At 73.1% G+C, this 26254-nt stretch carries 20 protein-coding genes and 2 pseudogenes; 16 read left to right on the top strand and 6 right to left on the bottom strand.

Annotated elements, in window-relative coordinates:
• Positions 1–2: 2 nt before the first annotated feature.
• The 9 genes from ACKUU6_RS02800 to ACKUU6_RS02840 all read left to right on the top strand — a co-directional run bounded on the left by ACKUU6_RS02800 (position 3) and on the right by ACKUU6_RS02840 (position 10630).
• Entirely contained in the window at positions 3–281 is a 279-nt protein-coding gene (locus ACKUU6_RS02800; RefSeq protein ID WP_407986795.1) for a phosphopantetheine-binding protein, read from the top strand.
• Entirely contained in the window at positions 278–1642 is a 1365-nt protein-coding gene (locus ACKUU6_RS02805) for a flavin monoamine oxidase family protein (protein WP_407986797.1), read from the top strand. Before ACKUU6_RS02800 ends, ACKUU6_RS02805 begins: the two co-directional genes overlap by 4 nt.
• Before the next feature lie 179 nt (positions 1643–1821).
• Complete coding sequence (locus ACKUU6_RS02810) at positions 1822–3528, top strand: class I adenylate-forming enzyme family protein (protein ID WP_407986798.1); 1707 nt, start codon at positions 1822–1824, stop codon at positions 3526–3528.
• Between the two features lie 7 nt (positions 3529–3535).
• Positions 3536–4966 carry a KamA family radical SAM protein gene (locus ACKUU6_RS02815; protein ID WP_407986799.1) on the top strand — a complete coding sequence of 477 codons (1431 nt, stop codon included), beginning with the start codon at positions 3536–3538 and terminating at the stop codon, positions 4964–4966.
• Positions 4950–5966, top strand: coding sequence for an ATP-grasp domain-containing protein (locus tag ACKUU6_RS02820; protein ID WP_407986800.1), 1017 nt, complete (start codon positions 4950–4952; stop codon positions 5964–5966). The genes ACKUU6_RS02815 and ACKUU6_RS02820 overlap by 17 nt, the downstream gene beginning before the upstream one ends.
• Positions 5963–7186, top strand: a complete 1224-nt coding sequence (locus ACKUU6_RS02825) for a phenylacetate--CoA ligase family protein (RefSeq protein WP_407986802.1) — start codon at positions 5963–5965, stop codon at positions 7184–7186. The genes ACKUU6_RS02820 and ACKUU6_RS02825 overlap by 4 nt, the downstream gene beginning before the upstream one ends.
• Positions 7183–8475, top strand: coding sequence for an MFS transporter (locus tag ACKUU6_RS02830; RefSeq protein ID WP_407986804.1), 1293 nt, complete (start codon positions 7183–7185; stop codon positions 8473–8475). The genes ACKUU6_RS02825 and ACKUU6_RS02830 overlap by 4 nt, the downstream gene beginning before the upstream one ends.
• On the top strand, positions 8472–9341 hold the full coding sequence (locus tag ACKUU6_RS02835; RefSeq protein WP_407986805.1) for an SDR family NAD(P)-dependent oxidoreductase: 870 nt from the start codon (positions 8472–8474) through the stop codon (positions 9339–9341). Before ACKUU6_RS02830 ends, ACKUU6_RS02835 begins: the two co-directional genes overlap by 4 nt.
• Positions 9342–9373: 32 nt before the next feature.
• Positions 9374–10630, top strand: a complete 1257-nt coding sequence (locus tag ACKUU6_RS02840) for a phenylacetate--CoA ligase family protein (RefSeq protein ID WP_407986806.1) — start codon at positions 9374–9376, stop codon at positions 10628–10630.
• A gap of 52 nt (positions 10631–10682) precedes the next feature.
• Here the strand turns inward: ACKUU6_RS02840 and paaI are convergent, their stop codons facing one another.
• Positions 10683–11120: a hydroxyphenylacetyl-CoA thioesterase PaaI gene (gene paaI / locus ACKUU6_RS02845; protein WP_407986808.1), complete on the bottom strand. Its 438-nt coding sequence runs from the start codon at positions 11118–11120 to the stop codon at positions 10683–10685.
• Between the two features lie 41 nt (positions 11121–11161).
• The gene (locus tag ACKUU6_RS02850) at positions 11162–12082 is read right to left on the bottom strand and encodes a GNAT family N-acetyltransferase (RefSeq protein WP_407986810.1); all 921 of its coding nucleotides are present in this window, start codon (positions 12080–12082) and stop codon (positions 11162–11164) included.
• Between the two features lie 174 nt (positions 12083–12256).
• Here ACKUU6_RS02850 and ACKUU6_RS02855 point away from each other — a divergent pair, with 174 nt between their 5' ends.
• From ACKUU6_RS02855 to ACKUU6_RS02865, 3 genes are all read left to right on the top strand, one after another.
• Positions 12257–15976 carry a tetratricopeptide repeat protein gene (locus tag ACKUU6_RS02855; RefSeq protein ID WP_407986811.1) on the top strand — a complete coding sequence of 1240 codons (3720 nt, stop codon included), beginning with the start codon at positions 12257–12259 and terminating at the stop codon, positions 15974–15976.
• 154 nt (positions 15977–16130) lie between these two features.
• Positions 16131–16958 carry a GNAT family N-acetyltransferase gene (locus tag ACKUU6_RS02860; RefSeq protein ID WP_407986813.1) on the top strand — a complete coding sequence of 276 codons (828 nt, stop codon included), beginning with the start codon at positions 16131–16133 and terminating at the stop codon, positions 16956–16958.
• A gap of 7 nt (positions 16959–16965) precedes the next feature.
• A complete protein-coding gene (locus tag ACKUU6_RS02865; RefSeq protein ID WP_407986814.1) occupies positions 16966–17841 on the top strand; it encodes a lysophospholipid acyltransferase family protein in 876 nt (291 codons plus the stop codon).
• A 34-nt stretch (positions 17842–17875) separates the two neighbouring features.
• Here ACKUU6_RS02865 and ACKUU6_RS02870 read toward each other — a convergent pair.
• The 3 genes and pseudogenes from ACKUU6_RS02870 to ACKUU6_RS02880 all read right to left on the bottom strand — a co-directional run.
• Positions 17876–18046: pseudogene (locus ACKUU6_RS02870) on the bottom strand (metallophosphoesterase); the annotation flags it as partial.
• Between the two features lie 42 nt (positions 18047–18088).
• Positions 18089–18325, bottom strand: a pseudogene (locus ACKUU6_RS02875) (transposase); the annotation flags it as partial.
• Between the two features lie 37 nt (positions 18326–18362).
• Positions 18363–18554 carry a hypothetical protein gene (locus tag ACKUU6_RS02880; RefSeq protein ID WP_407986816.1) on the bottom strand — a complete coding sequence of 64 codons (192 nt, stop codon included), beginning with the start codon at positions 18552–18554 and terminating at the stop codon, positions 18363–18365.
• 583 nt (positions 18555–19137) lie between these two features.
• Between ACKUU6_RS02880 and ACKUU6_RS02885 the strand changes: the two genes are divergently transcribed.
• Together ACKUU6_RS02885 and ACKUU6_RS02890 are read left to right on the top strand one after the other, a co-directional pair.
• Positions 19138–19908, top strand: coding sequence for a lytic transglycosylase domain-containing protein (locus tag ACKUU6_RS02885; RefSeq protein ID WP_407986818.1), 771 nt, complete (start codon positions 19138–19140; stop codon positions 19906–19908).
• 205 nt (positions 19909–20113) lie between these two features.
• On the top strand, positions 20114–21106 hold the full coding sequence (locus tag ACKUU6_RS02890; protein ID WP_407986819.1) for a glycosyltransferase family 2 protein: 993 nt from the start codon (positions 20114–20116) through the stop codon (positions 21104–21106).
• 7 nt (positions 21107–21113) lie between these two features.
• Here ACKUU6_RS02890 and ACKUU6_RS02895 read toward each other — a convergent pair whose 3' ends face one another.
• The gene (locus tag ACKUU6_RS02895; protein ID WP_407986820.1) at positions 21114–21719 is read right to left on the bottom strand and encodes a hypothetical protein; all 606 of its coding nucleotides are present in this window, start codon (positions 21717–21719) and stop codon (positions 21114–21116) included.
• A gap of 71 nt (positions 21720–21790) precedes the next feature.
• Here ACKUU6_RS02895 and ACKUU6_RS02900 point away from each other — a divergent pair, with 71 nt between their 5' ends.
• Together ACKUU6_RS02900 and ACKUU6_RS02905 are read left to right on the top strand one after the other, a co-directional pair.
• Positions 21791–24646, top strand: a complete 2856-nt coding sequence (locus ACKUU6_RS02900) for an FAD-binding and (Fe-S)-binding domain-containing protein (RefSeq protein ID WP_407986821.1) — start codon at positions 21791–21793, stop codon at positions 24644–24646.
• 69 nt (positions 24647–24715) lie between these two features.
• The gene (locus ACKUU6_RS02905; RefSeq protein ID WP_407986822.1) at positions 24716–26242 is read left to right on the top strand and encodes a S8 family peptidase; all 1527 of its coding nucleotides are present in this window, start codon (positions 24716–24718) and stop codon (positions 26240–26242) included.
• The last annotated feature ends 12 nt before the right edge of the window (positions 26243–26254 follow it).

Here is a 26254-nt window from a genome sequence, read left to right on the forward strand (position 1 = left end):
CGATGAGCGTTGACACCACCACTTCCGCCAGCTCGGGCGGCGGTACGACCGCCACCCCCGCTACCGACGTCGAGAGCGTGGTGGCGATCTTCCGCCGGGTGCTGGAGAGCACCGAGGTCACGGCGGAATCCGACTTCTTCGAACTCGGCGGAGACTCGCTGATCGCGACCCGGGTGCTGAGTGCGATCGCCCGGGGGCACGGCGTGGAGCTGTCCTTCGACGACTTCGTGCTCGCGCCCACCCCCCAGGGTCTCGCCGACCGGATCGCGGGCGGCCGATGACCGCCGCCCGCCCGACGGGCAACGGCCGGCGAGGCGCCACCAGCGCCGTCGTGGTCGGAGCCGGACTGGCCGGGCTCACGGCCGCGGCCGGACTCGCGGCCCAGGGGATCGAGGTCACCGTCCTCGAGGCCCGCGACCGGGTCGGCGGCCGTACCCACGGCCTCCAGGTCGGGCCGGACGCCTGGATCGACGCGGGCGCCGCCTACCTCGGCGATCGGCACACGCAACTGCACGCCCTGATGGACGAACTGGGCCTCAAGACCACCCCGACCACGATGGAGGGCGCCAGCCGCTTCGCGCTCGGCGCCGAACACGCCACCCGGGACGGGCGGTTCCCGCCGCTCAACGCCGTGGCCCTCGGCGACCTCTTCGAGCTACTGGCCGAACTCGCTGCCGCCGTACGACCCGAGGCGCCCTGGCTCACGCCCGACGCCGAACGGCTGGACACCCTGACCGCCGCCGAATGGGCCGACCAGCACCTGGCCCATCCGGACGCCCGGCTGTTCTTCCCGCTCTTCCTGGGCGAGATGATGGCCGCCGACCCCGCCGATATCTCCGTCCTGCACATGGCCTTCTACCTCCGCTCGGGCGGCGGCCTCCGCTACCTCAACGCCTTCGAGGGCGGCGCCCAGCAGGACCGGATCGCCGGGGGCGCCCACCTCGCCTGCGAGCTGCTGGCCGAACGGCTCGGTGACCGAGTACGCCTCGGCGAGCCGGTGCTGACGGTCCATCAGGGCGACGACGGGGTCACCGTCCGTACGCCGCACGGCGAGCACCGGGCCGACGTGGTGGTGATGGCACTGCCACCGCTGCTGGCGGACGCGGTCGACCACCACCCCGCCCTGCCCGTACGCCGGGCGGCCGAGCGAACCGGACGCGGCTGCGCGGTCAAGGTGAACCTGGTCTACCCGGCCCCCGTCTGGCGTGACCACGGGCTCTCCGGCTGGTCGGTCAACGCCGAGGGCCCGTTGCTGTCGACGGTGGACGACACCCCGGCCGAGGGGGGCGTGGGCGTGCTGACCGGCTTCGTCACCGGCAGCGAGGCCCACCGGTACGCGGCCCTGCCGCCGGAGCAGCAGCGCTCGGCGGCGGTCGAACAGGCCGCCCGGCTGTTCCCGATGCTGCCGGAGCCGATCGGCTTCCGGCTCACCGACTGGGTCAACGAGTTGTACAGCCAAGGCTGTTATGCCGCCCTGTTCGGGCCGGGCGACTGGCTCCGGCTCGGCCCGACGCTGACCACACCGCACCACCGGGTGCACTGGGCGGGGACCGAGACCAGCACCGAGTACTTCGGGCTGATGGAGGGCGCGATCCGCTCCGGCCACCGCGTGGTCGCGGAGATCCTCGCCCGCACCAGCTGAACCGCCGCCACACCACCGCTGAACACCCGATCAGCCGCACGCCGATCCACCACGATCCACCGCACCTCCGTGATCCGCTGAACCACCCCGATCCACTGAGAACCAGAACCCTCAGACCAGTTCACCCGGCAGCCGTTCCACAAGAGCGCACGCCGGGCGACCCGCACCGGGAGACCGCCATGAGCGATCAGAGTTCCATCGCACCCCTCGCCGCCCGGCAGCAGCTGATGACCGAGCCCACGCTCGGGGCCGGCAACTTCCTGGACCACGCCATCGCGGTGAACCCCAACCGCGCGGTGCCGTTCGCCTACAGCCACCACACCGACCACCGCGGCGCGGTCGTGCTGCGCGGCCACAGCCTGCTCGACCTCGCCGCCCTGCGCGACCGCTACGCCAAGTGGTACTGGGCGAACGGGGTCCGCCCCGGCGAACCGGTCGGCGTGGTGGTCGGCGAGGGCCTGGAACCACTGCTGCACTTCTTCGCGCTGACCGCACTGGGTGCAGTCCCCGCCCTGATCAACGACGCCATGCGGCACGACGTGATGGTCCGCTACCTGAACCACGTGGGTGTGGTCGGGATCGTCGCGGACGATCCCACCCGGCTCGCCGCGGCGTACCGGGAGGACCCGCGCTCCCGCCCGCGCTTCATCGCCATGGCGGCCGAGATCCAGGCCTTCGACGACGGGCCGGCCGACCTTCCCGAGGTGTACCCGTACCGGCACGCGGCCGAGGACGTGGTGGCGCTGATCCACTCCTCGGGCACCACCGGCACTCCGAAGTCCACCATGCTGGCGCACCGTCAGTTCTGGGACGGCAAGCAGCCGCGAATGGTGCGCTTCCCCGCCGAGTCGTACGACCGGCTGATGTCGCTGATGCCGCACACCCACGCGGGCGGCCTGAGCTACTTCCTGACCGCCACCCTGCTCGGCCTGCCCACCGTGGTGATGTCGGACTGGAGACGCGTGGTGGTGGAACCGGTGATGCGGGCCTTCCAGCCCACCATGGTCGCCTCCTTCCCGCGCACCTTCGTCGAGTTGGCCACCGGAGAGCTGCCGGTCGAGGGCGCGGCCAAGGTGCACTCCTGGTTCAACACCGGCGACAGCGCGCACTACGGGCACATCCGCCGCCTGGTCCAGCTGGGTGAGCGGCCGGCCGGGCTGATCAAGCCCTGGCTGCTGCCGCGGCAGCAGGAGACGGAACCCGCCCTGCCCGGTTCGCAGTTCATCGACGGCCTGGGCTCCTCGGAGATGGGCATGGCGCTGTTCGGCCAGGTCACCACGCCGGAGAGCATCCGTAACGACCGGTGCGTCGGCAAGCCGCTCGAAGTGGTGCTGAAGGCCGCCGTCCTGGACGAGGACGGCCAGGAGCTCCCGAACGGCACGGTCGGGATGCTCGGCGTCGTCACCCCCTCCCGGACCCCCGGGTACTGGAACAACCCCAAGCTCACCGGCACCTTCGAGCTGGCGGGCTACTGGCTCACCGGTGACCTGGCCCGCCGCGACGCTGAGGGCCGCTTCTACCACCTCGACCGCACGGTGGACGTGATCGACACCGTCAGCGGCCCGGTCTACAGCCTCCCGATCGAGGAGGTGCTGCTGGCCGACTGCGCCGAGCTGGTGCAGGACTGTTCGGTGATCGGCCTGCCGGGAGCGGCCGGGGAGGGCCAACGCCCGTTCGCCGTCGTCCGCCTGCAGTCCGAGGCCGCGCAGAGCACCCCCGAGGAGGTCCAGGAGGCCGCCAACAAGGCGCTGGCCGCAACCGGGCTCCCCGGCCTGGCCGGGGTGAGCATCGCCCGGACGCCGGAGGAATTCCCGGTCGGGCCCACCGGCAAGGTGCTCAAGCGCGAGCTACGGACCCGCTTCGCCACGATCCTCACCGGCCGGTAGACCCGTGATGGGTCTCCAGACGATCCGGCAGCCGTACCAGTACGTCCGGACCGCACTCGCCGAGCCGGACTGGCGGCGGCTGCCGGGCTGGCGCGACGTCACCGCGCGGCAGTGGCGGGACGCCCAGTGGCAGCGGGCGCACTGCGTGAAGAACATCCGGCAGCTACGGGCCGTGGTCGGCGACCTGCTCACCGACCGGTTCTACCTGGAACTGGCCGCCGACCAGGCCGAGTTCGCCATGATGTCGATGCTGCTGCCACCGCAGATGCTCAACACCATGGCGCCGTACGCCCCGACGGACCCGGAGTCCTTCACCGAGGCGTTCTTCGCCGACCCGGTCCGCCGCTACATGCTGCCCGTGCGTTCGGACCGGCACCCGCGCTGGCCGAGCCACCCCAAGTCCGAACGGGACTCGCTGCACGAGGCCGAGATGTGGATGGTCGAGGGCCTGACACACCGTTATCCCACCAAGGTGTTGGCCGAGTTGGTCTCCACCTGCCCGCAGTACTGCGGGCACTGCACTCGGATGGATCTGGTCGGCAACTCCACCCCCCAGGTCGACAAGACCCGGCTGGTGCTCCGGCCCGCCGACCGGCAGGAGCAGATCCTCGACTACCTCAAGCGCACCCCCGCCGTGCGCGACGTGGTGGTCTCCGGCGGCGACCTGGCCAACGTGCCGTGGCCCCAACTCGAGTCGTTCCTCATGCAGTTGCTCGATCTCGGCTCGGTACGGGACATCCGGCTGGCCAGCAAGGCGGTGGTCGGCCTCCCGCAGCACTGGCTGCAGCCGCAGGTGCTCGACGGGCTCGGCCGGGTCGCGGCGGTCGCGGCCCACCGCTCGGTCAACCTGGCCGTCCACACCCACGCCAACCACGTGCAGTCCGTCACGCCACTGGTCGCGGAGGCGGCCAGGGCTCTGCTGGACGCGGGCGTCCGGGACGTCCGCAACCAGGGCGTGCTGATGCGCGGCGTCAACGCCACCCCCGAGGACCTGCTCGACCTCTGCTTCGCCCTTCAGGGCGAGGCGAACATCCTTCCGTACTACTTCTACCTGTGCGACATGATCCCCAACGCCGAGCACTGGCGCACCTCGATGCACGAGGCCCAGCAGCTCCAGGAGGCGATCATGGGCTACCTCCCCGGCTACGCCACCCCCCGTCTCGTCTGCGACGTCCCGGACGTCGGAAAGCGATGGGTGCACCAGGCGGTGGCGTACGACCGGATCCGCGGCATCTCGTACTGGACGAAGAACTACCGCACCGAACTCGAGGTCCGCCAGGCCGAAGACGCCGGCCTCGACGCGCCGCTCGACCGGCGCCACCCCTACTACGACCCGCTGGACACCCTCCCGGAGCCCGGCCGCCGCTGGTGGTCCGAGCAGCCCGGCGGGCCGTGCTCCCGAACCACCGGAAGGACCCTCGGTGAACCGAACTCCTGAGAACGACGCCGGCCCGCTGCGCCGGATGTGCTGGATCTTCCCCGACCGGGAGTCCACCCGGACGGGCGCGATGTGGAAGCACTACTTCTGGGACCTCTACGAGGAGGTCGCCGAGCAGCAGGGTATGCGCTGGACCAGGCACTCCCCCGACGCGGTGACGGTGGACGGCTCCGTGCGCGGCGCTCCCCGGGTCTACGTGGACGACGAACTGGTCAGCCCGCACGACACGTTGTTCGTCACCGCGCTGTACTCGCTGCCCTACCAGTCGATGGACATCTTCAACCAGTACGCGCTGTACGCGGTGCTGGAGGAGGCCGGCTTCTACCTGCCCTTCCCGCCCAAGGTCTCGCTGATCGGCAACGACAAGCTGGCCACCCTGCTGCACCTGCACGACTCCCCCGTTCCCCCGATCCCGTCGATCCGGATCGGCTCCGGCCGGGACGTCGGCAAGCACCTCTACGAGGTCGCGCTGGCGAAAATGACCTACCCGGCCATCGTCAAACCGGCCGGCTGGTGCGGTGGTGGCGGCATCAACCTGGCCCGCAGCTCGGAGGACATCCGGGGCCTGGCCAGCCTGGCCCAGGGCGGCGACACCACGCTGGTGGTGCAGCCGTACCTCGGCGACGGCACGGTGGACTACCGGGTGTACGTCATCGACGGCAAGCCCCACGCGGTCCTGAAGCGCACACCGGAGGACGGCTCGCCGGTGGCCAACGCCAGCCGGGGCGGCACCATGGAGTTCGCCGAGATCCCGGCCGAACTCGCCGAGGCCACCGCGTACTTCGCCGAGCGGCTGCCGATCCCGTTCTTCTGCGTGGACTTCCTGCACGACGGCGAGCAATTCTGGTTCTCCGAACTCGAACCGGACGGGGTGATCGCCCCGGACCTCGACGATCCGGACCGGACCATCCAACGGGGCATCACCCAGGCCCGGTTCACCGCCTACCGGGACGCCCACGCGAAGTGGTGGGCCAACAGCACGGCGGGGGACGTCCGATGACCGAGTCCTTCTCGCTGACCGCCGAGACGGCCGAGCCGCAGCTGCGCGTCGCCCGGAACTCGCTCGAACTGTTGCGGACCGTACCGGAGTTGGCCGAGCGCTACGCCGGTCTCGGCAGGCTGCGTACGCTCTCCGACCTCGCCGCGCTGCCGCCGATGATGAAGGACGACCTCAACGTCGCCCTGGCCCACCTGGAGCCCAAGGCCGAGGTCGGCGCCACTTGGCTGTTCCAGAGCGGCGGCAGCACCGGCGCTCCCAAGGTCGGCTACGCGCCCACCGGCTTCTACATGGCCGGGGTCCACGCGCAGTGGCGGCCGCTGGACCGCGACGACGTCTTCGTCAACGCCTGGGGCGCGGGCCGGATGTGGGGCGCGCACTACCTCGCCGCCGCGCTGGCCGACCTCTGTGGGTCCCAGGTGATCGCCGTGGGGTCGGTCACCAAGGACGAGTACGCCGACTGGCTGGCGTTCTTCGCGGCCCGCAAGGTGACCGCGATCGGCGGAACCCCGAGCGTGCTGCGGCTGTGGTTCGCCAACGCCCGGGCCGCCGGGGTGAAGCTGCCGGCCCTGCGCAAGGTGCTCTGGCTCGGCGAGGCCTGGCAGCCCCAACTGAACGAGGACATGGCCGCGGTGGCGCCGGAGGCGCGCCGCTGGGGCATGTTCGGCAGCACCGAGACCTGGGTGGTCGGCACCAACACCCCGGACTGCCCGGACGACACCTTCCACACCCTCCCCGAGCAACTGGTGCACGTCGACCCGGACGGACTGCTGGACTTCACCACGCTCAACCCGGAGATGCTCAACCCGGTGCTGCGCTACCGGACGGGTGACGCGGGCGAGTTGGTGTCCTGCCCGTGCGGTCGTCCGGGCCGGGCGATGCGGGTGCTCGGCCGCCGGGACAGCGTGGTGCAGGTGCGCGGCTTGGGCCTGCACGTGGACGAGATCATCGACCGGGTGGAGCGGGAGCCGGGTGTGAGCCGGGCACAGGTCCTGCTCACCCAGCAGCGCGGCCGCGTCACCGGCGTCGACCTCCTGCTGCTGACCGGCGGCCCGGCGGCGGACATCGAGCGGATCCGTACCGAACTCCTCTCCACCACCTTCACGTTGAGCACCGCCTTCCAGCACGACCCGGAGTGCTTCCGGGTCCGCGCGGTCGACGCGCTGATCAGCAACGACCGGACCGGCAAGACCTCCAACCTGGTCGTCCGGGAGGAGTCGTGAAGCCGCGCAGGCCGGTCTCGCTGGGACGCGGCTTCAACCTGTACTGGTTCGGACAGACCGTCAGCACCGTCGGCGACCGGATCACGGTCTTCGTGGTGCCGACCGTGATGATCTTCGTGCTCCACGCCAGCGCCCTCCAGGTCGGGATCGTGGCGATGGCCCAGTACCTGGGCATCCCCCTGCTCGGTCCCGTCGCCGGTGTCCTGGTGGACCGTTGGGACAAGCGTTGGACGATGCTGGGCTGCGACTTCGTCCGGCTGCTCGCGGTCGCGGTGATCCCGGTGGCGTACTGGCTGGACTGGCTGTCCACGCCCCTGCTGTTCGGCTGCGTGGCGCTGATCAGCGGCGCGACGATCTTCTTCACCGTCGGCTACCTGGTCGCCGTCCCCGCCGTGGTCTCCGAGGAGCACCTGGTCAGCGCCTACTCCCGGCTGGAGGGCAGCCGCTCGGTCTCCGAGGTGGCCGGGCCGTCGATCGCGGCCGCCCTGTACAGCGCGCTCGGTGTGGCCGCCCTGCTGGTGGACGCGGCCAGCTACCTGGTCTCGGCCCTGTGCTTCCGCTCGATGCCGTCCTGGGGCGAGCGGACCGTCGCCACCGGCTCGGTCTGGCAGCGGCTGACCATCGGCTTCCGGCTGAACTGGTCCGACCCCGTGCTGCGGCGGGTGGTGCTGGCGGCGGTGACGCTCAACTGCGGTGGCCCGGTCTTCGTCACCGTGCTCCCGGTGCTCGCGTACCGGGGCCTCGGCGCCTCGGTCGCCGTCTTCGGCGCGGCCATGTCGGTGGCCGCGGTGGGCGCGCTGGTCGGTGCCGTGGTGGCCCCGAAGATCAGTCAACGGCTCAGCTCCGGAAGGACCTTGGCCTGGGCACTGCTGCTGCACTGCCTGGTCGGCCTCGGCGTGCTCGCCGCGCCCGCCCTGCCGACAGGCCCGGTGATCGCCGTGACGATGGGCTGCTACGGCTTCTTCATGTCCTGCATCAACGTGTGCAGCGCGCCGATCCGGCAGTCCCGGATGTCCGCCCAGCACCAGGGCGCGATGCACGCGGCCTTCCGGACCTTCACCTGGGGCGTGATCCCGCTGGCCGCGCTGGTCGGCGGCGTGGCCGTCACGCTACTGACCGGGCCGCTGGGAATCCTCGACGCGGCCCGGGTGACGATGGTGGGCGGCACCCTGCTGGCCGCCTGCTCCTTCCTGCCCGCGTTCGGGGTCCAGCCCCTGCTCGACGCGGCCGCCGAGGAGCAGGGTCGGGCGGCTGGTAGCGCCCCGGCCCTGGCGGACAGCGCGTCATGACGGCCGAACACGGCATCGTGCTGATCACCGGCACGTCCTCCGGTATCGGGCTCGCCACCGCCGTGGCCACGGCCCAGGCCGGATACACCACGGTGGCGACCCTGCGGGAGCCCGACCGGGCCGGGGCCTTGCTGGACGCGGCGGACAGCGCGGGCGTCACCCTGGACGTCCGTCGCCTCGACGTCACCGACCCGGACTCCGTCGCCGCCTGCCTCGCCGGCGTGGAGCGCACGTACGGGCGGCTGGACGCGGTGGTCAACAACGCCGGGATCTCCAACTTCGACCCCACCATGGAGATGTCCACCATGGCCGCGCTGCGGGCCAACCTGGACGTCAACTTCTTCGGCGTGGTCGAGGTGAGCCGGGCCGCGATGCCGCTGCTGCGGGTCAGCGGCGGCAGTCTGGTGACGATCGGCAGCGTGCACGGCGTGGTCGGGCAGCCGTTCAACGAGGCGTACTGCGCGGCGAAGTTCGCCGTCGAGGGGTTCATGGAGAGCCTGGCGCCGGTCGCAGCGGCGCACGGCGTGCAGGTCTCGGTGGTGGTGCCGGGCTTCGTCCGGGACACCTCGTTCGGGATCTTCCCGGACATCAACCGCCGGACGGTGCAAGCCGCTTCGGGGCCGTACGCACCCACCTTCGCGGACTACGTCGCCTCCCTCGGCAACCAGGGCTGGGCGGCGTCCGCGCAGTCGGCCCGGGAAGTGGCGGAGGTCGTCGTGCGGACCCTGCGCGCCGAGCGGCCGCCCTTCCGGGTGCCGGCCAACCGGTGGGCCGCCGAGTACCTGGACCAGAAGCTCACCGACCGGGACGGCACGGCCGTACAGGCGCTGGCCCGCAGCTGGCTCGGGCAGCCCGAACTGCCTTAGCCACCAAGCAGGTTGTACCGACAGGAGAGACAGTGCCCGCGAAATCGCTGCAACAGCTGGTCGACCACGCCCGGACCCACTCGCCGTTCTACGCGGAGGCGTACCGCGAGGTGCCCGAGGTGGTCTCGCACATCACCCAGCTCCCGATCGTCGACCAGACCGCCTTCTGGGAGGCGAACACCTGGCCGGAGAACCGGCTGCTCACCGGCCCGTTGACCGACGCGGGCGTCTACAAGAGCGGCGGCACCACCGGTGTCCCGAAGCTCTCGGTCTGGTCCCGCACCGAGCACGCCGACTCGGTGACCGCCTTCGGCGAGGGCATCGTCCGGGCCGGGCTGAAACCGGGTCACCGGGTGGCCAATCTGTTCTGGGCCGGTGAACTCTACGGCGGGTTCCTCTACATCGAGAACGCCCTGCACCACGCGCCGGTGGAGAACGTCCGCCTGCCGGTCGGCGCCGCCGCGTCCAGCGAGTACATCGTCGACCTGATCACCGGCTTCGGTGTGAACGTGCTGGCGGGCGTGCCGATGAAGCTGGCCGCCGTGGCCGAGTACCTGATCGAGCGCGGGCAGGTCGTCGACTCGGTCGAACTGCTCCTGTTCGGCGGCGACCTGCTCTTCACCGACCTACGGCCGATCCTGTCCCGGGCCTTCCCCAAGGCGGCCATCGCTTCGGTCGGTTACGCCTCGATCGACGCGGGACTGGTCGGCCGGCCGGTGCCGGGCGACGACGTCCGCGTGCACGAGGCGTTCCCCGACCGCACCTTGGTCGAGCTGGTCGACGACGTGACGGGCGAACCGATCACCACCCCCGGTGTGCCGGGGCGACTCCTGGTCACGAACCTGTTCCGGACGCTGATGCCGGTCCTGCGCTACCCGGCCGGTGACCGCGCCGAGTGGGTCGATCCCGAGCGGCAGCGGTTCCGGCTGCTCGGCCGGTCCCTGGAGGGCGGCCGGGTCGGGACGGTCGCGATGCCGATCGAGGACGTCCGCGCGGTCCTGGTCGCCAACGACCCCGACGGCTTCATGGTCGGCCTGCAGATGGTGCACCGCCGCTGGGACGGCCGGGACGGGCTGATCCTCCGCCTCGGGTACGTCAACGAGCCGCCCGCCGAGCTCGGTCGGCAGCTGGTCGAGGCCGTCTACGCCGCCCGCCCGCTCTTCCCGGCCGAGGTGGCGGCCGGGGCGATCCACCACCTCGGGATCGAGTGGGTGCCGACCTCCGAGCTGGTCACCAACCCGCGCACCGGCAAGCTTCAGCAGGTCCTGGACGAGCGCCCGCCGGCCTGACCCGGTCCACCCGCCCTCGCCCTGCCGCTGCGGCGGGGCGAGGGCGGCCCGGTCAGTCGCTGTGCGGCTTGCCGGCCAGGATCACGCTGTGCCCACGGAACTCGGCGACGGCCTTCCCGTCCGCCTGACGCACCGTCACGTCGTAGATGCCGGTCCGGCCGGAGCGCACCCGCTCCACCGCCTCGGCCACCAGCTCGTCGTCCACGGCGGCCGGCGCCAGGAAGGTGACCTGCGCCGCCTGCGCCACGGTGACCGGCCCGTAGCTGTTGCAGGCGTACGAGAACGCCGCGTCGGCCAGCAGGAACAGGTAGCCGCCGTGCGCCATCCCGTGGCCGTTCACCATGCCCGCGGTCACCCGCATCCGCATCACCGCCCGCCCGGCGGCCACCTCGTCCAGGGCTATCCCCAGCGTCTGGCAGGTCTGGTCGCGCTCGTACAGCGCGGCGATCCTCGGATGGCCCGCGACGGCCGGTCCGGCGAGTGTTCCCATGATGTCCTGCCTTCCCCCATGAGCAGCCGGGCAACCTCCCGCTACCCGGCGACGAGCACCTTCCGGTGGACGGTGGAGCTGCGGCGGACCGTCATCCCCACCCGCTGGTACAGCGTCAGCGCGCCGGTACCGGAGTGCGTCCAGAGCGTACAGCCGCGCCTGCCCTGGTGGTAGAAGCTCCGGAAGGTGTGCTGGAGCAGCAGCCGGGCGATCCCCCGGTGGCGGTGGTCGCCCCGGACCGCGACCCGTTCGACGTACCCCTCGTCGGCGTCGGGTACGTCCAGCGCCAGGACGGCGCCGACCAGTTGACCGTCCGCGAAGGCCAGCGAGGACATCGCGGGTGCGAAGGTGCTTCGTTCGACGGTGAGCAGCGCCCACTCCTCGTACGACCTGCGCCGGGACTGCCACTCGTCGAAGGCGTCCTCGGTGAGCCGGTGCGCCGGATGCTCGTCGCCCGGTCGGAACGGCCACACCGTGATGCCCGGTGCCGGCTCCGGGAGCACCGGCTCGGTGGGCAGGTCGATCCCCAGCAGCCAGCTGGTGACCATCGGCTCGTACCCACGGGAGCGCACCAGCGCCACGGCCGCCGGGTCACCGTCGGGAACGGTCTGCGCCACCCACTCGGTCCCCGCCCGGCGGGCCCGTGCCTCCACCCAGGCGAGCAGCGCGGCGCCGATGCCCAGGCCACGGTGGGCGGGGTGCACGTGGACCTCGGAGCGGCGGTTCACCCAGGCCCGGCCGGCCAGTTCGCCCGTCGGGGCGTGGACCAGCACGGTGTCCAGCTCCGGAACAAGCCCGGGGCGGGCCTGGTCGGCGGCGACGGTGTCGAGGTCGGTCTCGGCTACTCCGTACAGGGCCTGCTCGCAGCTCTCCACCAGTCGGTGGATCGCCGGGAGGTCGGCTGCCGTGGCGGGTCGGGTGCGGTATCCGGCGGGCAGGGGCTGCGGCGGGTGATCTGACATGCCGTGAACCCTCGGTCATCGCGGGCGCCGCTGTCCACCCGGTTCGCCCGGCGGAGCCGTGGTCACACCCGGATCCTGCACCCGCTCAGCACCGGGCGTCCCATTCGCCTGCCGACGGTGGCTGCCGGGTGGCAGCATGGTCCGGATCGCACGTGCACATCTGATCGGGGCCAGATGTTGACTGAATCGTCGGTGGCCGGGCCTGCGCGTACGGCCCGGACGGACCACCAAGCGGAGGCGAGCACCCTCACCGGCGGGTCCGCGTACGGGTTGCTCGGCGCCGACGTCCACGTGTCCGCCGAGGGCGTCCCGCTGTACCTGCTGGCCGACTGGCGCGCGGCGGAGCGGCTCGACGGCGCCTGGCTCGGCCAGCAGCCGAGCCGGCTGCTCGACGCCCGGTCCGCCGTGGTCGGGTTCACCGGCCGGGAGCGGGAGTCGGCCGAGCTGCGACGGTGGTGCGCCGAGGGTCCGACGGCGGCGGCCCGCTGGCTGCACGCCCCGGGCGGACAGGGCAAGAGCCGGATCGCCGACCAACTGGCCGGAGAGCTCGTCGAGTCCGGCTGGACGGTGGTCACCGCGACCGAAGGGCCGGTCGCGGTGTTACCGCCGCCTGGGAGTACGGATCTCCGGCCGTCCGGTGCCCCCGGCCTGCTGCTGCTGATCGACCGGGCCGACCACTGGCCGCCGACCCGGCTCTCCCGGCTGCTCGGCAACGCCCTGCTGCACCGGGACGGCGTACGGACCAGGGTGCTGCTGCTGGCGCGCGGCGCCGATGTGCCGTCCGTCCTCCGGGACGCCTTCCCGGACACCTCGCGGCAGACCCTCGGCCCGCTGCCGCCAGCGGACCGGCGCGCCGTGTACCTGGCTGCGCTGGCCGCGTTCGCCGAACAGTACGGCGTCCGGCCGCCGGACGATCCGGTGACACTGGAGCAGCCGGAGTTCGGGCTGACCCTGGCGGTCCAGATGGCCGCGCTGGTCGCCGTCGACGCGTACGCCACCGGCCGTCGGGCACCGGCCGGTCCGGACGGACTGTCCGTCTACCTGCTCGACCGGGAGCAGTTCAACTGGGCCCGCCTGCACCGGGAGATCAGACCCGGGCGGTTCAGCTCCCCGCCCTGGGTGATGAACCGCACCGTCTTCGCAGCCACTCTGACCGGACCTCAGCCGTCGCACCTCGGAACCGAGTTGATTGACTCGCTGGGCCTGGATCACCCGACCGCCGCACTGCTGGCCGACCACGCGGCCTGCTACCCGCCGCGTGACCCCGGCACCGTGCTGCACACACTGACCCCGGACCGCCTCGCCGAGGACTTCCTCGCCCTCACCCTGCCCGGCCACCCGGCCGACCACCCGGCCCAGCCCTGGGCCCCGGCCACTGCGGCCGCGCTGGCCGGAGCCGGCTGGCGGTCAGGCCGGTCCGTCACCGTCCTGGCCGCGGCGGCGGCCCGCTGGCCACACGTCGGGCCGGGCTGCCTGTTCCCCTTACTGACCGCCGATCCCGGAACCGCCGTCGCCGCGGGCAGTCCCGGCCTGAGCAGTATCGCCGAACTCCCTGACATCCCTATGGAGTTACTGGAGCGGATCCTCGCTGAGTTACCGTTCCCGACCCCGACCGACCTGATACCGGGCCGAGCCGCACTGACGGTACGTCTGCTGACGCACCGGCTGGCCCGTACCGAGGACTCGGCGGCGCAGGCCCGGATCCACCTGGAGCACGCCGAGCATCTGGGCGAACTGGGCCGGGACGCGGAGGCGGTCGAGGCCGCGCACCGGAGCGTACGGCTCCTCGAGCACTCGGCGGCCACCGAGCCCGACCGGTACGTGCACCGGCTGGCGCAGGCGCTCACCGCCCTGGCCGACCGGCTCGGCCGGGCCGGGCGCGCGGACGAGGCCGTCAGTGCCCAGAGGCGGGTGGTCGAACTGCTGCGGCGGCACGGTGACCTGGGGCCATCACCGGCCGCAGCCCTCACGACGTACGGCAAGCTCCTGGAACGGGCAGGCCGTTGGGGCGACGCACACCGGGCGGTCCGCCAGGCGGTCCAGCGCTACCGCCGCCTGGTGGAGCAGGACGCCGCTCACCGGGCGGGCCTGGCGTCCGCACTTACCGACGCGGCCACGCTGTCGCTGCGCGGCGTCGGGACGTCCGACGACCTCGACCCGGCCAGGGAGGCGGTCGCCGTGTGGCGGGAGCTGGCGGCCGGGGACCCGGCCACCTACCGAACGGCACTCGCCGACGCGCTGCTCAACCTGCGCAACGACTTTTCCCGCGCCGGGCGTTGGGCCGAGGCCGTACACGCGGGCCAGGAGCTGGTGACACTGCACCGGACCGCCGCCGAGGAGCCCGCTGCCGAGGCACTTGCCACAGCGCTCTCCGAGCTCTGCCGACTGCTCACCATGGCCCGGCGGGCCGCCGAGGCCGTACCGGTCGGCGCGGAGGCGGTAGCGCTCTGGCAGCGCCTCGCCCAGAGTGCCCCGGAGACCCACCGGGGTGCTCTGCTCGGCGCGGTCGAGGGGCAGCAGCAGGCGCTGCGCGCGGCCGACCGGACCTCGGGGTCGCCCTCGAAGAGACTCTGGACCCCGCCGCCCGTGCCGGTCGGGGTGAACGCCGCCGAACTGGCGCGGCAGCACGACTGGCCAGCGTACTGGGAACTCACCTGCGCCGCACCGCTGGTGGACGCCGTTCCGCTGTCGTCCCGGCTCACCGCGACCGACTGGAGTCCACCGGATCCCGCCGACCGGGAGCTGCTGCACCGGCTGACCACGCTGGACCCGCACCGGGTCGCGGCGGCCGCCGCCCGCGCGGTCGCCGCGGCCACCGTCCGACTGCCGACCGGGCTGCACCTGTTCGACGCCGACCACGTCTCGTTCGCCCTCGGCAGCCCCGCCGTCGCCCTGGCCATCCCCGGCGACGGCGACCGCCAGGAGGTGATCGAGACCCTCGACCTCGGCAGCGACGGCCGGGCCGCCCTGCACCGGGGTGAGACCGGGCACTCCTCCGTCGCCTGCCTCGGCCCCGGCCAGGTGGTGGCCGCCCGCCGGGTCGGCGGCGACGACCCCCGCTTCGAGCTGGTCAGGCACTCGGCAGCCGGGCCTCAACTGCTGGCGGCCGGAACGGCGGTGGCCGCCGCCCGGCTGGTCCCGACCGGCACCGGGTACGTGGCAGGGCTCCGGCTCACCCCCGGCGCGCTGGTGGACGACGGACGCTCCGGGCTGCGGCAGATCGGCCTGGAACCGTGGGGCCTGGCCAACGCCGAACTGCTGGCGGTGGCCCCGGCCGGTGACCGGCTGGTGCTCTCCGACGGTCGGCGGCTGGTCCTCACCGACACCGGCCTGCGCGCCGTGCTCGGCACGGCCGCCGTCCCCGAGGAGTCCGGCCGACTGCTCGACCTGACCTTCGCCGGTGCGGGCCGACTGCTCGGCTCGGGGCGCCAAGGCGGCCTGACCCTGTGGGAGTTGGACGGCTCCTTCCCCCGTCCGACCCTCCGCCGGGACACCCCACGGCTGCGCAACCTGTTCGCCGTACCGGCCTGGCAGGTGGTCGGCGGCCTGGCCCCGAGCGAGGGCCGGGTGCACTTCTACGACCAGCTCACGCTGACCCCGGTGCCCGTACCGCCCCACCTGACCGACACGGTCGAGTGGCCCCGGGCGCTCCGCTGCTCGCCGGACGGGCGGTTCGTCACGTACGCCGGACGGCCCGTGGCGGGGCCCCGGGACGGCTCCGCCCTGCTGCACGACCTGCACCACCCGGGTGCGCTGCTGCACCGGCCGCCGGGCTCGCTCTCCCGTGCCGAGTCGGCGGTCCTGACCGCCCCTCTCCCCAACGACCCGGATGTGCACGAACTGCTGCACCTGGCAGGTCTGTTGAGCCGCCGCGCCGCCGACCGAGCCCGCTGAGCGGTGCCGCCGGGACGCGTGGGGCGTCCGCACCAGCGCATTCAGCAGGTCCACATCTCCACTCTCCCGGCTGGTCATGCCGACGCCAACCAATCTGGAGAGACATAGGGCAGCACCGATCGCCACGCTCGACCCAAGCCTGGGAGAACCCGTCATGGCCCTTGGTACCGCTCCGAGCTCCCCCACTCTGACCCGACCCACTCGGCCGGCTGGCACGCGGCCCGCCGTCGCCCGGCCCGGCGCCAACCCCGCCCCGGCCTACTCGGTTTCGCTGGCCACCGACGAGGCGGATGTCCGAGCAGCCCAGCGGCTGCGGCACGACGTCTTCGCGACCGGGATGGGCGCGGTCCTGGACACACCGGTGCCCGGCCTCGACATCGACCCGTTCGACCAGTACTGCGACCACCTGCTGGTGCGTGACAACGAGACCGGCGAGGTGGTCGGCACCTACCGGCTGCTCCGCCCGGAGGCGGCGGTCCGGGCCGGGCGGCTGTACTCGGAGAGCGAGTTCGACCTGACCAACCTGACGGCCGTCCGCCCCGGTCTGGTCGAGGTGGGCCGGTCCTGCATCGACATCCGGCACCGGGACAACGGCGCCGTGATCAACCTGATGTGGGGCGGCATCGCCCGCTACCTGGTCGACACCGGCAACACCTGGGTGGCCGGATGCTGTTCGATCCCGCTCGCCGACGGCGGCGCCACGGCGGCCGGGGTCTGGGACACCATGGCCGCCCGCTACCTGGCCCCGGCCGAGTACCGGGTCACACCGCACCGGCCCTGGGACCCCACCGGCCTGCCCCGGTCCGAACGGACCGCGATCCCGGCGCTGCTCCGCGGCTACCTGCGCCTCGGCGCCTGGGTCTGCGGCGAGCCCGCGTACGACCCGGACTTCGGGGTGGCCGACCTCTACGTCCTGCTCTCGCTGGAGCGCACCGACCCGCGCTACCTGCGGCACTTCCTCTCGGCCGGAACGGGCGCGTGAACGCGCCATGAGCAGCTGGCTCCCCACCGCCCCCTGCACGCCGGAGAGTTGCCTCGCCGACCCCGGGCCGACGGTGTCCGCACCGCTGCGTCTGCTGCGCGGGGCCGGCAGCTTCGGCGTCCTGCTGGTCGGCATAGCCGTGGTCTGGCTGACCCGGGGCTGGCAGCGAGCGCCCCGGCTGCGGGACGCGTTGCTCCGGCTCTGGACCGGCACGGTCCTGGCCGCGATGGGCGTCCGGCTGCGAGTGGTCGGGACGCCCGCCCCCGGCGCCGTGCTGCGGGTGGCCAACCACATCTCCTGGCTGGACATCGTGCTGTTCAGCGCCGTCCGGCCGGGGCCGATGCTGGCCAAGACCGAGGTCCGGTCCTGGCCGGTGCTCGGACCGCTGACCGGACGGGGCGGGACGATCTTCATCGACCGCGACCGACTGCGCCAACTTCCTGGCACGGTGGGCGAGATGGCTGCCGTGCTGCGCTCCGGACGGCCGGTGACGGCCTTCCCCGAGGGCAGCACCTGGTGCGGCGCAGCGGGCGGTCGGTTCCGCCCGGCGGCGTTCCAGGCGGCGATCGACGCGGCGGCGCCGGTCCAGCCCGTGACGATCCGTTACCTACTGCCCGACGGCCGCCTCTGCACCACCCCCGGCTACGTCGGCGACGACGAACTGCTCCCGTCCATCCGCCGGGTCCTGGCCACCCGGGGCCTGATCGCCGAGCTCGTCTTCCACTCCCCGATGCCCACCGACACCGGCACCGATCGCCGCCTGCTCGCCCGCCGCGCCCAGGCCGCCGTCGGCAGCCACCTCGGCGCCGCCCACCGGGTCGACCGCCCTCACGTCCCGGCCCAGCAGCGCCAGCAGGTAGCCGGAGCAGCCGCTTGGCGCTGAACCGGCACCCTGACAGCCCTTCTCCCGGACCGGATCAGGCCTGGAGCGAGGCCAGCGTGAGCACCGTGATGTCGGACGGTGCGCCGACCCGGACCGGCGGCCCCCAGGCCCCGGCGCCCCGGGTGACGTAGAGCTGGGTGTCGCCGTACCGCTCGAGCCCGGCGACGGTCGGATTGGCCAGCTCGGCCACATAGTTGCCCGGCCAGGCCAGCCACCGTTCGACGGCCAGCGGCAGCACCCAGCCGCCGAAGATGCGGGCCCACGTGCCGTCCACCGCCCAGCGCAGCAGCGGCTTGTGAGCGGTCTTGAACGAGCCGAGCGCCTCGGGCAGGTCCCGCCAGGGCGCGCCCGTCCGGTACTTCCACGCAATGGCCTCCAAAATCCGGCGATGGTCCGCCCACCGCCGCCCACGGACCGGATCAGCCGGCATCAACGGCTCAAGTCGACCCCACATCACATCACTGACCACCAACCGAACAGACACATCCGATCAACAGCTCAACCCACCTGAGAGACACGCTCTAGTCGCCGCTGGAGTCACCCTGGCCCACGCCTCGGCGGCGGCTCCGCTGAGCGCGCCGCACCAGCTCGCCCGCACCGACCGTCGCGCGCGCCACCAGCCGCACCCAGCGCGGCCCGCCGCGGTCGGCCCAGACCACGCACACGCACCCTCCGACCGCGAGCGCCAAGATGCCCAGCAGCAGAAATCCCATCGTGCCCACCCTTGATCCGTCGGTTCGTGTCGGGTCGATCCTTTCAGAGTGCTGATCATTCCCCGTCGATCCCTGGAAGACGGTGACCGGCCGGTCGCGCTGCGCAGCCCGCCGCCTCGGTTCCTGTGAGTCCGCCCACAGAGCCTGAGCCACCTACTGCCGCCGATAGTAGATAAAGGTGCCGTGAAGGCGCGCCCCCCGTGCCGACCGACCCTCGGGGCGCCGGAGCGCCCGCGAACGCTCCTGGTCAGCAGTGAAATGGCCACGGAGGGGTTTCGGCGGAGTACGGGTCGGGTAACCCCGCCCGAAGCGTCCGGCCAAGGCCGGGCGCACTGCTGTGTCTACTACCGGCAGTCGTATCAGCGCTCATTGCCTCCGCCGGGGCCGTCTGCCAAGAATGTCGAGTCCCACGGCAGCAACCGGTCCTGCAGAGCCGGCCCGCCCTCCCCCGCCAGCCCCGTCCCAGGACGGGGCGTCCCGACCGTCCGAGTCCACGGCACCCGGGCCTGTTCCCTCCGAACACGCTTCGCGGTACCCGTGTGCCCCGTTCCGGCTCCGCCCGACGGAAGAGGTTGTCCCCTCCATGCAGCTCCAGCACCTCAAGAACCGCCGTAACGCCGTCATCACCGGTGTCGCCACCCTGGCCGTGGCGGGCTCCGCCACCCTCGCCCTGGCGCTGCCGCAGGACACCCCCACCGCTCAGGCCGTTCCGCAGACCGTGGCCGCCTCCGTCGCGGCCAACGCCGCCGCCGAGGCCCAGCAGGCCGGCGAGGCGCAGACCCAGGCCCTCGCCGACGCCGCGAAGGCGCAGGCCGACGCGGACGCCAAGGCCGCCGCCGACGCTGCCGCCAAGGCGCAGGCCGACGCCGATGCGAAGGCCGCCGCCGACGCCCAGGCAGCAGCGGACGCGAAGGCCGCCGCCGACGCCAAGGTCAAGGCCGACGCGGACGCCGCTGCGGCCAAGGCCAAGGCCGCCGCCGACGCGAAGGCCAAGGCGGACGCCAAGGCGAAGGCCGACGCCGAGGCCGCCTCCCGCAGCCAGCAGCGTCAGGCCCTGGCCGCGCCGACCGGCTCGCCGAAGGAGATCGCCGCGCAGCTCGTGCCCGCCGGTCAGCTGCAGTGCTTCAGCAACATCGTGGAGCACGAGAGCACCTGGAACGTCACCGCGACCAACGCGTCCTCGGGTGCGTACGGCCTGGTCCAGGCCCTGCCGGGCTCCAAGATGGCCTCGGCCGGCGCCGACTGGCGCACCAACGCCGCCACCCAGATCAAGTGGGGCCTCAGCTACATGAACGAGCGCTACGGCAGCCCGTGCGCTGCCTGGAGCTTCTGGCAGGCCCACAGCTGGTACTGAGCCCCACCGGCCCCGGCCTGAGCCGACGTCACGCCGAAGGGCGGTCACCCCGAACCGGGTGTGACCGCCCTTCGGCGCGTTCACGCAGGTGGTGGGCGTGTGGTGAAGGTATCGGGCACGATGCTCCGGCTCTGTCCGTGGATGCACCGGTTTGCCGCCCTTCGCGCCTTTGCCTGACCGTGTGCACGCCCTTAGCCTCCCGCCCATGCCCAACCCGCTGATCTCCGTCGTACTCCCCGTCTACGACCGGCACCACCAGCTGACGGACTGTCTGGACTCGCTGCTCGCGCAGTCGCTTCCCGACGTCGAGGTGGTCCTGGTCGTCGACCGCTCCCCGGAGTCGCCGGAGCGGGTCGCGGCGGCGTACGAGCTGCGCGACCCGCGCGTGCGGATGCTCCGGCTGAACGCCGCCGTCGGCATCGGCCGGAGCCGGAACGCGGGCGCCGCCCACGCCACCGGCGAGTACCTGCTGTTCCTGGACAGCGACCACCTGCTCGACCCCGGGGCGCTGGCCGCGATGGCCGACCGGCTGGCCGAGACCGGACCGGTGGACGTGCTGCTGTTCGGACACAGCCGGGAGCACGGCGGCAAGGTCTGGCCCGGCGGCTCCGCCCAGCTGCTGGCCGGGGTGGGCGCCGGGGTGTTCGAGCCGCTCGACCACCCCGAGCTGCTCGGCGCGCCGCCGCTGGTCTGGGACCGGCTGCTCCGCCGCACCGGTGTCCCGGAGTTCCCGGACGGCCGCTACGAGGAGGTCCCGGTGGTGCACCGGGCGATGCTCGCCGCGCAGCGGATCGCGGTGCTGGACCGCGACTGCGTCCGGATCCGCCGTCGGCACACCCTGCACCCGACCGGCTCGCCCGGCAGCAGCCACTTCGACCTGTTCGACCAGTACCGGAGCAGCTTCGAGCTGCTGGAGGCCCGCCAGGAGTTGGCGCCGGTGCGACCGTACCTGTTCACCCGGATGGTGCGGCACCTGCTGTTCGTCCTGGAGCTCGCCGGGTGCGTGCCGCGCGCCGAGCGCCCCCAGTTCTTCCACCGCGCCGCCGAGTACTATCGCACCTTCCTGCCCGAGGGCTACCGCCGCCCGGACGGCCGCGAGGGCGTCAAGTTCTCCTTGCTGGCCAGCGGCGCGTACCCGGCCTTCGAGGTGGCCAAGCTCGGCCAGATCGCCCGCACGGCAGTGGCCGGACGGCGCTGACCCCGGGTCAGACGTGCGCGGTGCCGCCACCCTCGGCCATCGCGGCGGCGATCACCTTGCTGCTCGCCTGCCACTCCGCCGCCGACCGCGCCGGCAGCGTGTCGCCCCACAGCGGCATGTCGCTGCCGCGCAACTGGAGCATCCCCTCCGGTCGGGCGAACAGCCACCAGTGCAGGTGCGCGGCGCCGTCGCCCCAGCGGCTGATGTGCACCCGGGCGATCCCGCCCAGCGCGAGCACCGCACGCTCCGCGCGCTGCAGCATCGGCCCGATCTCGGCGGCCCGCTCAGCGGGCAGGTCGGTCAGGTCGTGGTGCGCCCGCGACCAGAGCAGCACCGTGCCGGGCAGCCCGTTCGGCTCCTCCGTCGTGCTCAACCGCCAGTGCTCGTCGGTCCACAGGTAGGTCTGGTCGGCCCGGCCGCAGATGTCGCAGCTCTCCGGACCGTCCTCGCCGTGCCGGGGCGGCTCGGGCAGCACCGGCTGCTCCAGCGGGCGGACGGTCAGCGTCCCCGCGAACGGGAAGGTCTCCCACTCCACGCACTCCGGCAGCTTCAGCTCCTGACCGAACGGCAGTCCGGCGACGTACGGGCTCGGCTCGACGTGATCATCATTCATGCCCCAGAGGGTGCCATTTGACATCGCGTCACCTCCCACCGGGGTAACCCAGGCACTGCGATGATCTCCCCATGCCGAGCAGCGAACTGGCCCGTGCCCTCCGCCGCGAACTCCGCGGCGACGTCCGTTTCGACACCCCCGAACGCGCCGTCTACGGCTACGACGCCTCCAACTACCGGCACCCGCCCCTCGGCGTGGTCAGGCCCGCCGACACCGACGACGTCCGCGCCGCCGTCCGGCTCTGCCGCGAGTACGGCGTCCCGCTGGTGCCGCGCGGCGCGGGCACCAGCATCGGCGGCCAGGCGATCGGCCCGGGCGCCGTGGTGCTGGACTTCCGACGGCACGTCAACCGGGTGCTCACGGTGGACCCGGACGCCCGCATCGCCCGGGTGGAGCCGGGCGCCGTGCTCGACCGCCTCCAGCGGGCCGCCGCCCCGTACGGGCTGCGCTTCGGCCCCGACCCGTCCACCCACAGCCGCTGCACGCTCGGCGGCATGGTCGGCAACGACTCCTGCGGCTCGCACTCGATCGCCTGGGGCCGGACTGCCGACAACCTGCACGCGCTGGACCTGCTGCTCGCCGACGGCACCGAACTGACCGTCACCGGCCCCCGCTCCCCCGCCGAACGGTCCGCGCTGCGCGAACGCCCCGGCCGCGAGGGCGAGGTGCACCGAGCGCTGCAGGACCTGACCGCCGCTCACCTCGGCACCCTCCGCCAGGGCATGCCCGACCTGCCCCGCCGCACCTCCGGCTACGACCTGGACGCGCTGCTGCCCGAGCGCGGCTACGACCTGGCCCGGGCGGTCACCGGCACCGAGGGCACCTGCGCAGTCCTGCTCGGCGCCACCGTCCGGCTCGTCGAGGCCCCCGCCGCGACCGCCCTGGTGGTCGCGGGCTACCCCGACGAGACGGCCGCCGCCGACGCCGTCCTCGCGCTGCTGCCGCTGCGCCCGCTCACCGCCGAGGGGATGGCCGCCGACCTGATCGCCGCCCTGGTCGAGGGCGGCCACCGACCGCCCGCACTCGCCCGGCTGCCCGAGGGCGCCTGCTGGCTCTTCCTGGAGACCGGCGGCGCCACCCCCGGAGCCGCCCTGGACGCCGCCCGCGAGCTCGCCGACGCCGTCCGCCGCGAGCCGCGGGCCACCGTCGCGGTGGTCACCGACCGCGCCGAACAGCGCCAACTCTGGGCCGTCCGGGAGGCCGGCGCGGGCATCGTCACCCGACTGCCCGGAGGCGGGGAGGCGTGGCCGGGCTGGGAGGACTCAGCCGTCCCGGTCGAACGCCTCGGCGACTACCTCCGCGAGCTGCGCGCCCTGCTCGGACGGCACCGGCTGCGCGGCATCCCGTACGGGCACTTCGGCGAGGGCTGCATCCACCTGCGGCTGGACTTCCCACTCACCGAGCCGACGCGGCTGCCGGAGTTCCGGGAGTTCATGGAGCAGGCGGCCGACCTGGTGGTGGCGCACGGCGGTTCGCTCTCCGGCGAGCACGGCGACGGGCAGGCCAGGGGCGAGCTGCTGACCCGGATGTACCCGCCGGAGATCATCGACCTGTTCGGCCGGTTCAAGCGGATCTGGGACCCGGCCGGCCTGCTCAACCCGGGCACCGTGGTCGACCCGCGCCCGCTCGACGCCGACCTGCGCTTCCCCGGCCGGGACCTGCTCCCGCTCGCCCTCCCGTACGAGCGGGACGGCGGCAGCCTGCTGACCGCCGTGCACCGCTGCGTCGGTGTCGGCAAGTGCGTCAGCACGGACCCCGGCCCCGGCGTCATGTGCCCGAGCTACCTGGTCACCGAGGAGGAGCGGCACTCCACCCGCGGCCGGGCCAGGCTGCTGGCCGAGATGCTGAGGGGCGAGCTGGTCACCGATGGCTGGCGCTCGCCCGAGGTCCGCGAAGCGCTCGACCTCTGCCTGGGCTGCAAGGGCTGCGCGAGCGACTGCCCGGTCCAGGTCGACATGGCGATGTATCGCAGCGAGTTCCTGCACCAGCACTACCGGCGGCGGCTGCGCCCGGCCTCGCACTACTCGATGGGCTGGCTGCCGCTCACCCTGCGCCTGGCCTTCGCCCGCCGCCTGCTCAACCGGCTGTTCCGTTCGCCGGCCGCCGCGCTGCTCAAACGGATCGGCGGCATCGACCCCCGGCGCGACCTGCCGCCGCTGGCCCCCGAGACCTTCGAGCGCTGGTTCCGCCGCCGGACCGCCGTGCCCGGCGGCCGCGAGGTGCTGCTCTGGCCGGACACCTTCACCAACCACCTCGATCCGGCCCCGGCCCGTGCCGCCGTCGAACTCCTCGAACAGCTCGGCTATACCGTCCGGCTGCCGGACGGCCCGGTCTGCTGCGGCCTCACCTGGCACTCCACCGGCCAACTCGGCATCGCCCGGCGGGTGTTGCGGCGCAGCCTGGCCGCCATTCCGCCCGGCCTGCCGGTGCTCGGCCTGGACCCGAGCTGCACCGCCACCCTGCGCGAGGAGCTGCCCCGGCTGCTCGGCGAGGCGGCCGGGGACGTCCCGGCGCGGGTGCACACGCTGGCCGAGTTCCTCGACCGCGAGGGCGTCGACCTGCCCCGACTGGACGGCGTCCGGGCGATCACCCAGACCCACTGCCATCAGCATGCCGTGCTCGGCACCGCGGCCGACCGCCTGCTGGACCGGCGGACCGGCCTGGACAACCAGGTGCTCGACTCCGGCTGCTGCGGCCTGGCGGGGAACTTCGGCTTCGAACGCGGCCACTACGAAGTCTCCACCGCCCTCGCCGAACGCGTCCTGCTGCCCGCTGTCCGGGCCGCCGACCAGGACACCGTCCTGCTCGCCGACGGCTTCAGCTGCCGCACCCAGATCGACCAACTGGCCGCCGGCCGCCGGGCCGTCCACCTGGCAGAACTGCTTCGCGACGCACTGCGCGCCCAGAGCGGAGCACAGCGCGGATGACAGCCGGTCCCGGCGAGCGGATCGTGGACTTCGGAGGCGCCGAAACACCGCCGACGGGAGGCCCCCGCGATGACCAGCAGCCCCGGCTCTCCCGCCGGTCGGCCCCGGGCCGACCAACCCGGTGTCGTCCGGGACGCGGTCAGCCCGATGCTCCGGGTCGGCCTGACGCCGGAGCGGCGCAGCGAGGTCGTCCCGGTCCTGCCCGGCAACCGCAGCCCGGTGCTGATCGAGCTCGACCTGACCCGCGACGCGGAGACCGAGCAGACCCGTACGGACTTCCTGAACCTCTACGCGGCCACCTTCCCGCGCCTGCCCGAGCCGGTCCCGGTGGCCGCGAGCTACGTACGCTGCGTGCTCAGCCCGTCCGAGATCCAGCGGCTGCTGGCACGCGACCGCACCGGCACCCGGACCGTCTTCCGGGTCTGGCCCGACTACACCCTCGACGCCCACATCGACCGCTCCTGCGCCACCATCAAGGCCGACGCGGTGTTACGCGCCTACGCCGCCACCGGGCGGGGCATCGTCTGGGCGGTGGCGGACAGCGGCATCGACGAGCGGCACCCGCACTTCGCGGACGGCACCCTGACCGGCCCGTGCGCCGGGCTCCACCGGGACTTCACCGCCCTGGTCGTCGGCGGCCCCACGCCGGAACCGCCGGAGTCCCCGCTGACCGACCCCGCCGGGCACGGCACCCACGTCGCTGGCATCATCGCGGGCGGCCTGCCCGCCGGACAGCCACCGCTGATCGGTCAGGTCGAACTGACCGGCGGCGGCCTCCCCGCGTGGCACACCCGCACGCTCGACGAGGGCCACACCCTCGCCGGTATCGCCCCGCGCGCGGGACTGGTCAGCCTCAAGGTGCTGGCCGAGCGCGGCCCCGGCCTGGTCACCTCGTCCAGCGCGGTGATCGAGGCGCTCTACTACCTCCGGGAGAAGGTCAACACCGGCGGCCGGCTGTTGGTGGTCCACGGCGTCAACCTGAGCCTCGGCTGCGCCTGGGACGCCAGCGAGTACGCCTGCGGCCAGAGCCCGCTCTGCCGCGAGGTCAACCTGCTGGCCGCCAGCGGTGTGGTGGTCGTGGTGAGCGCGGGCAACGGCGGTTTCGCGGGCCGGCTGCCTGGCGAGGGCGACGCCGACAACCGCGCGGTCCTGGCCACCATCACCGACCCCGGCAACGCCGACGGCGCCATCACCGTCGGCTCCACGCACCGGGACCGCCCGCACGAGTTCGGGGTCACCTACAGCTCCTCCAAGGGCCCGACGCTGGACGGCCGCCTCAAGCCCGACCTGCTGGCGCCCGGCGAGCGGATCACCTCCTGCGCGACCGGCGAGCTGCGCTCCCAGCTCGCCTCGCTGCTCTCGGCGGACGCCGATCCGGCCACCCTGCCGACGTACGTGGAGCAGAGCGGCACCTCGATGGCCGCCCCGCACGTCTCCGGCGCGATCGCCGCCTTCCTTTCGGTCCGGCAGGAGTTCATCGGGCGTCCGCGCGAGATCAAGGAGCTGCTCTGCGCCAACGCCACCTCGCTCGGCCGGGACCGCTACCTGGAGGGCCACGGCCTGCTCGACCTGATGCGTGTGATGTCCAACGTCTAGTGGCGAGGAGTG

The organism is Kitasatospora sp. CMC57 (genome assembly GCF_045866025.2).
Taxonomy (GTDB): Bacteria; Actinomycetota; Actinomycetes; order Streptomycetales; family Streptomycetaceae; genus Kitasatospora.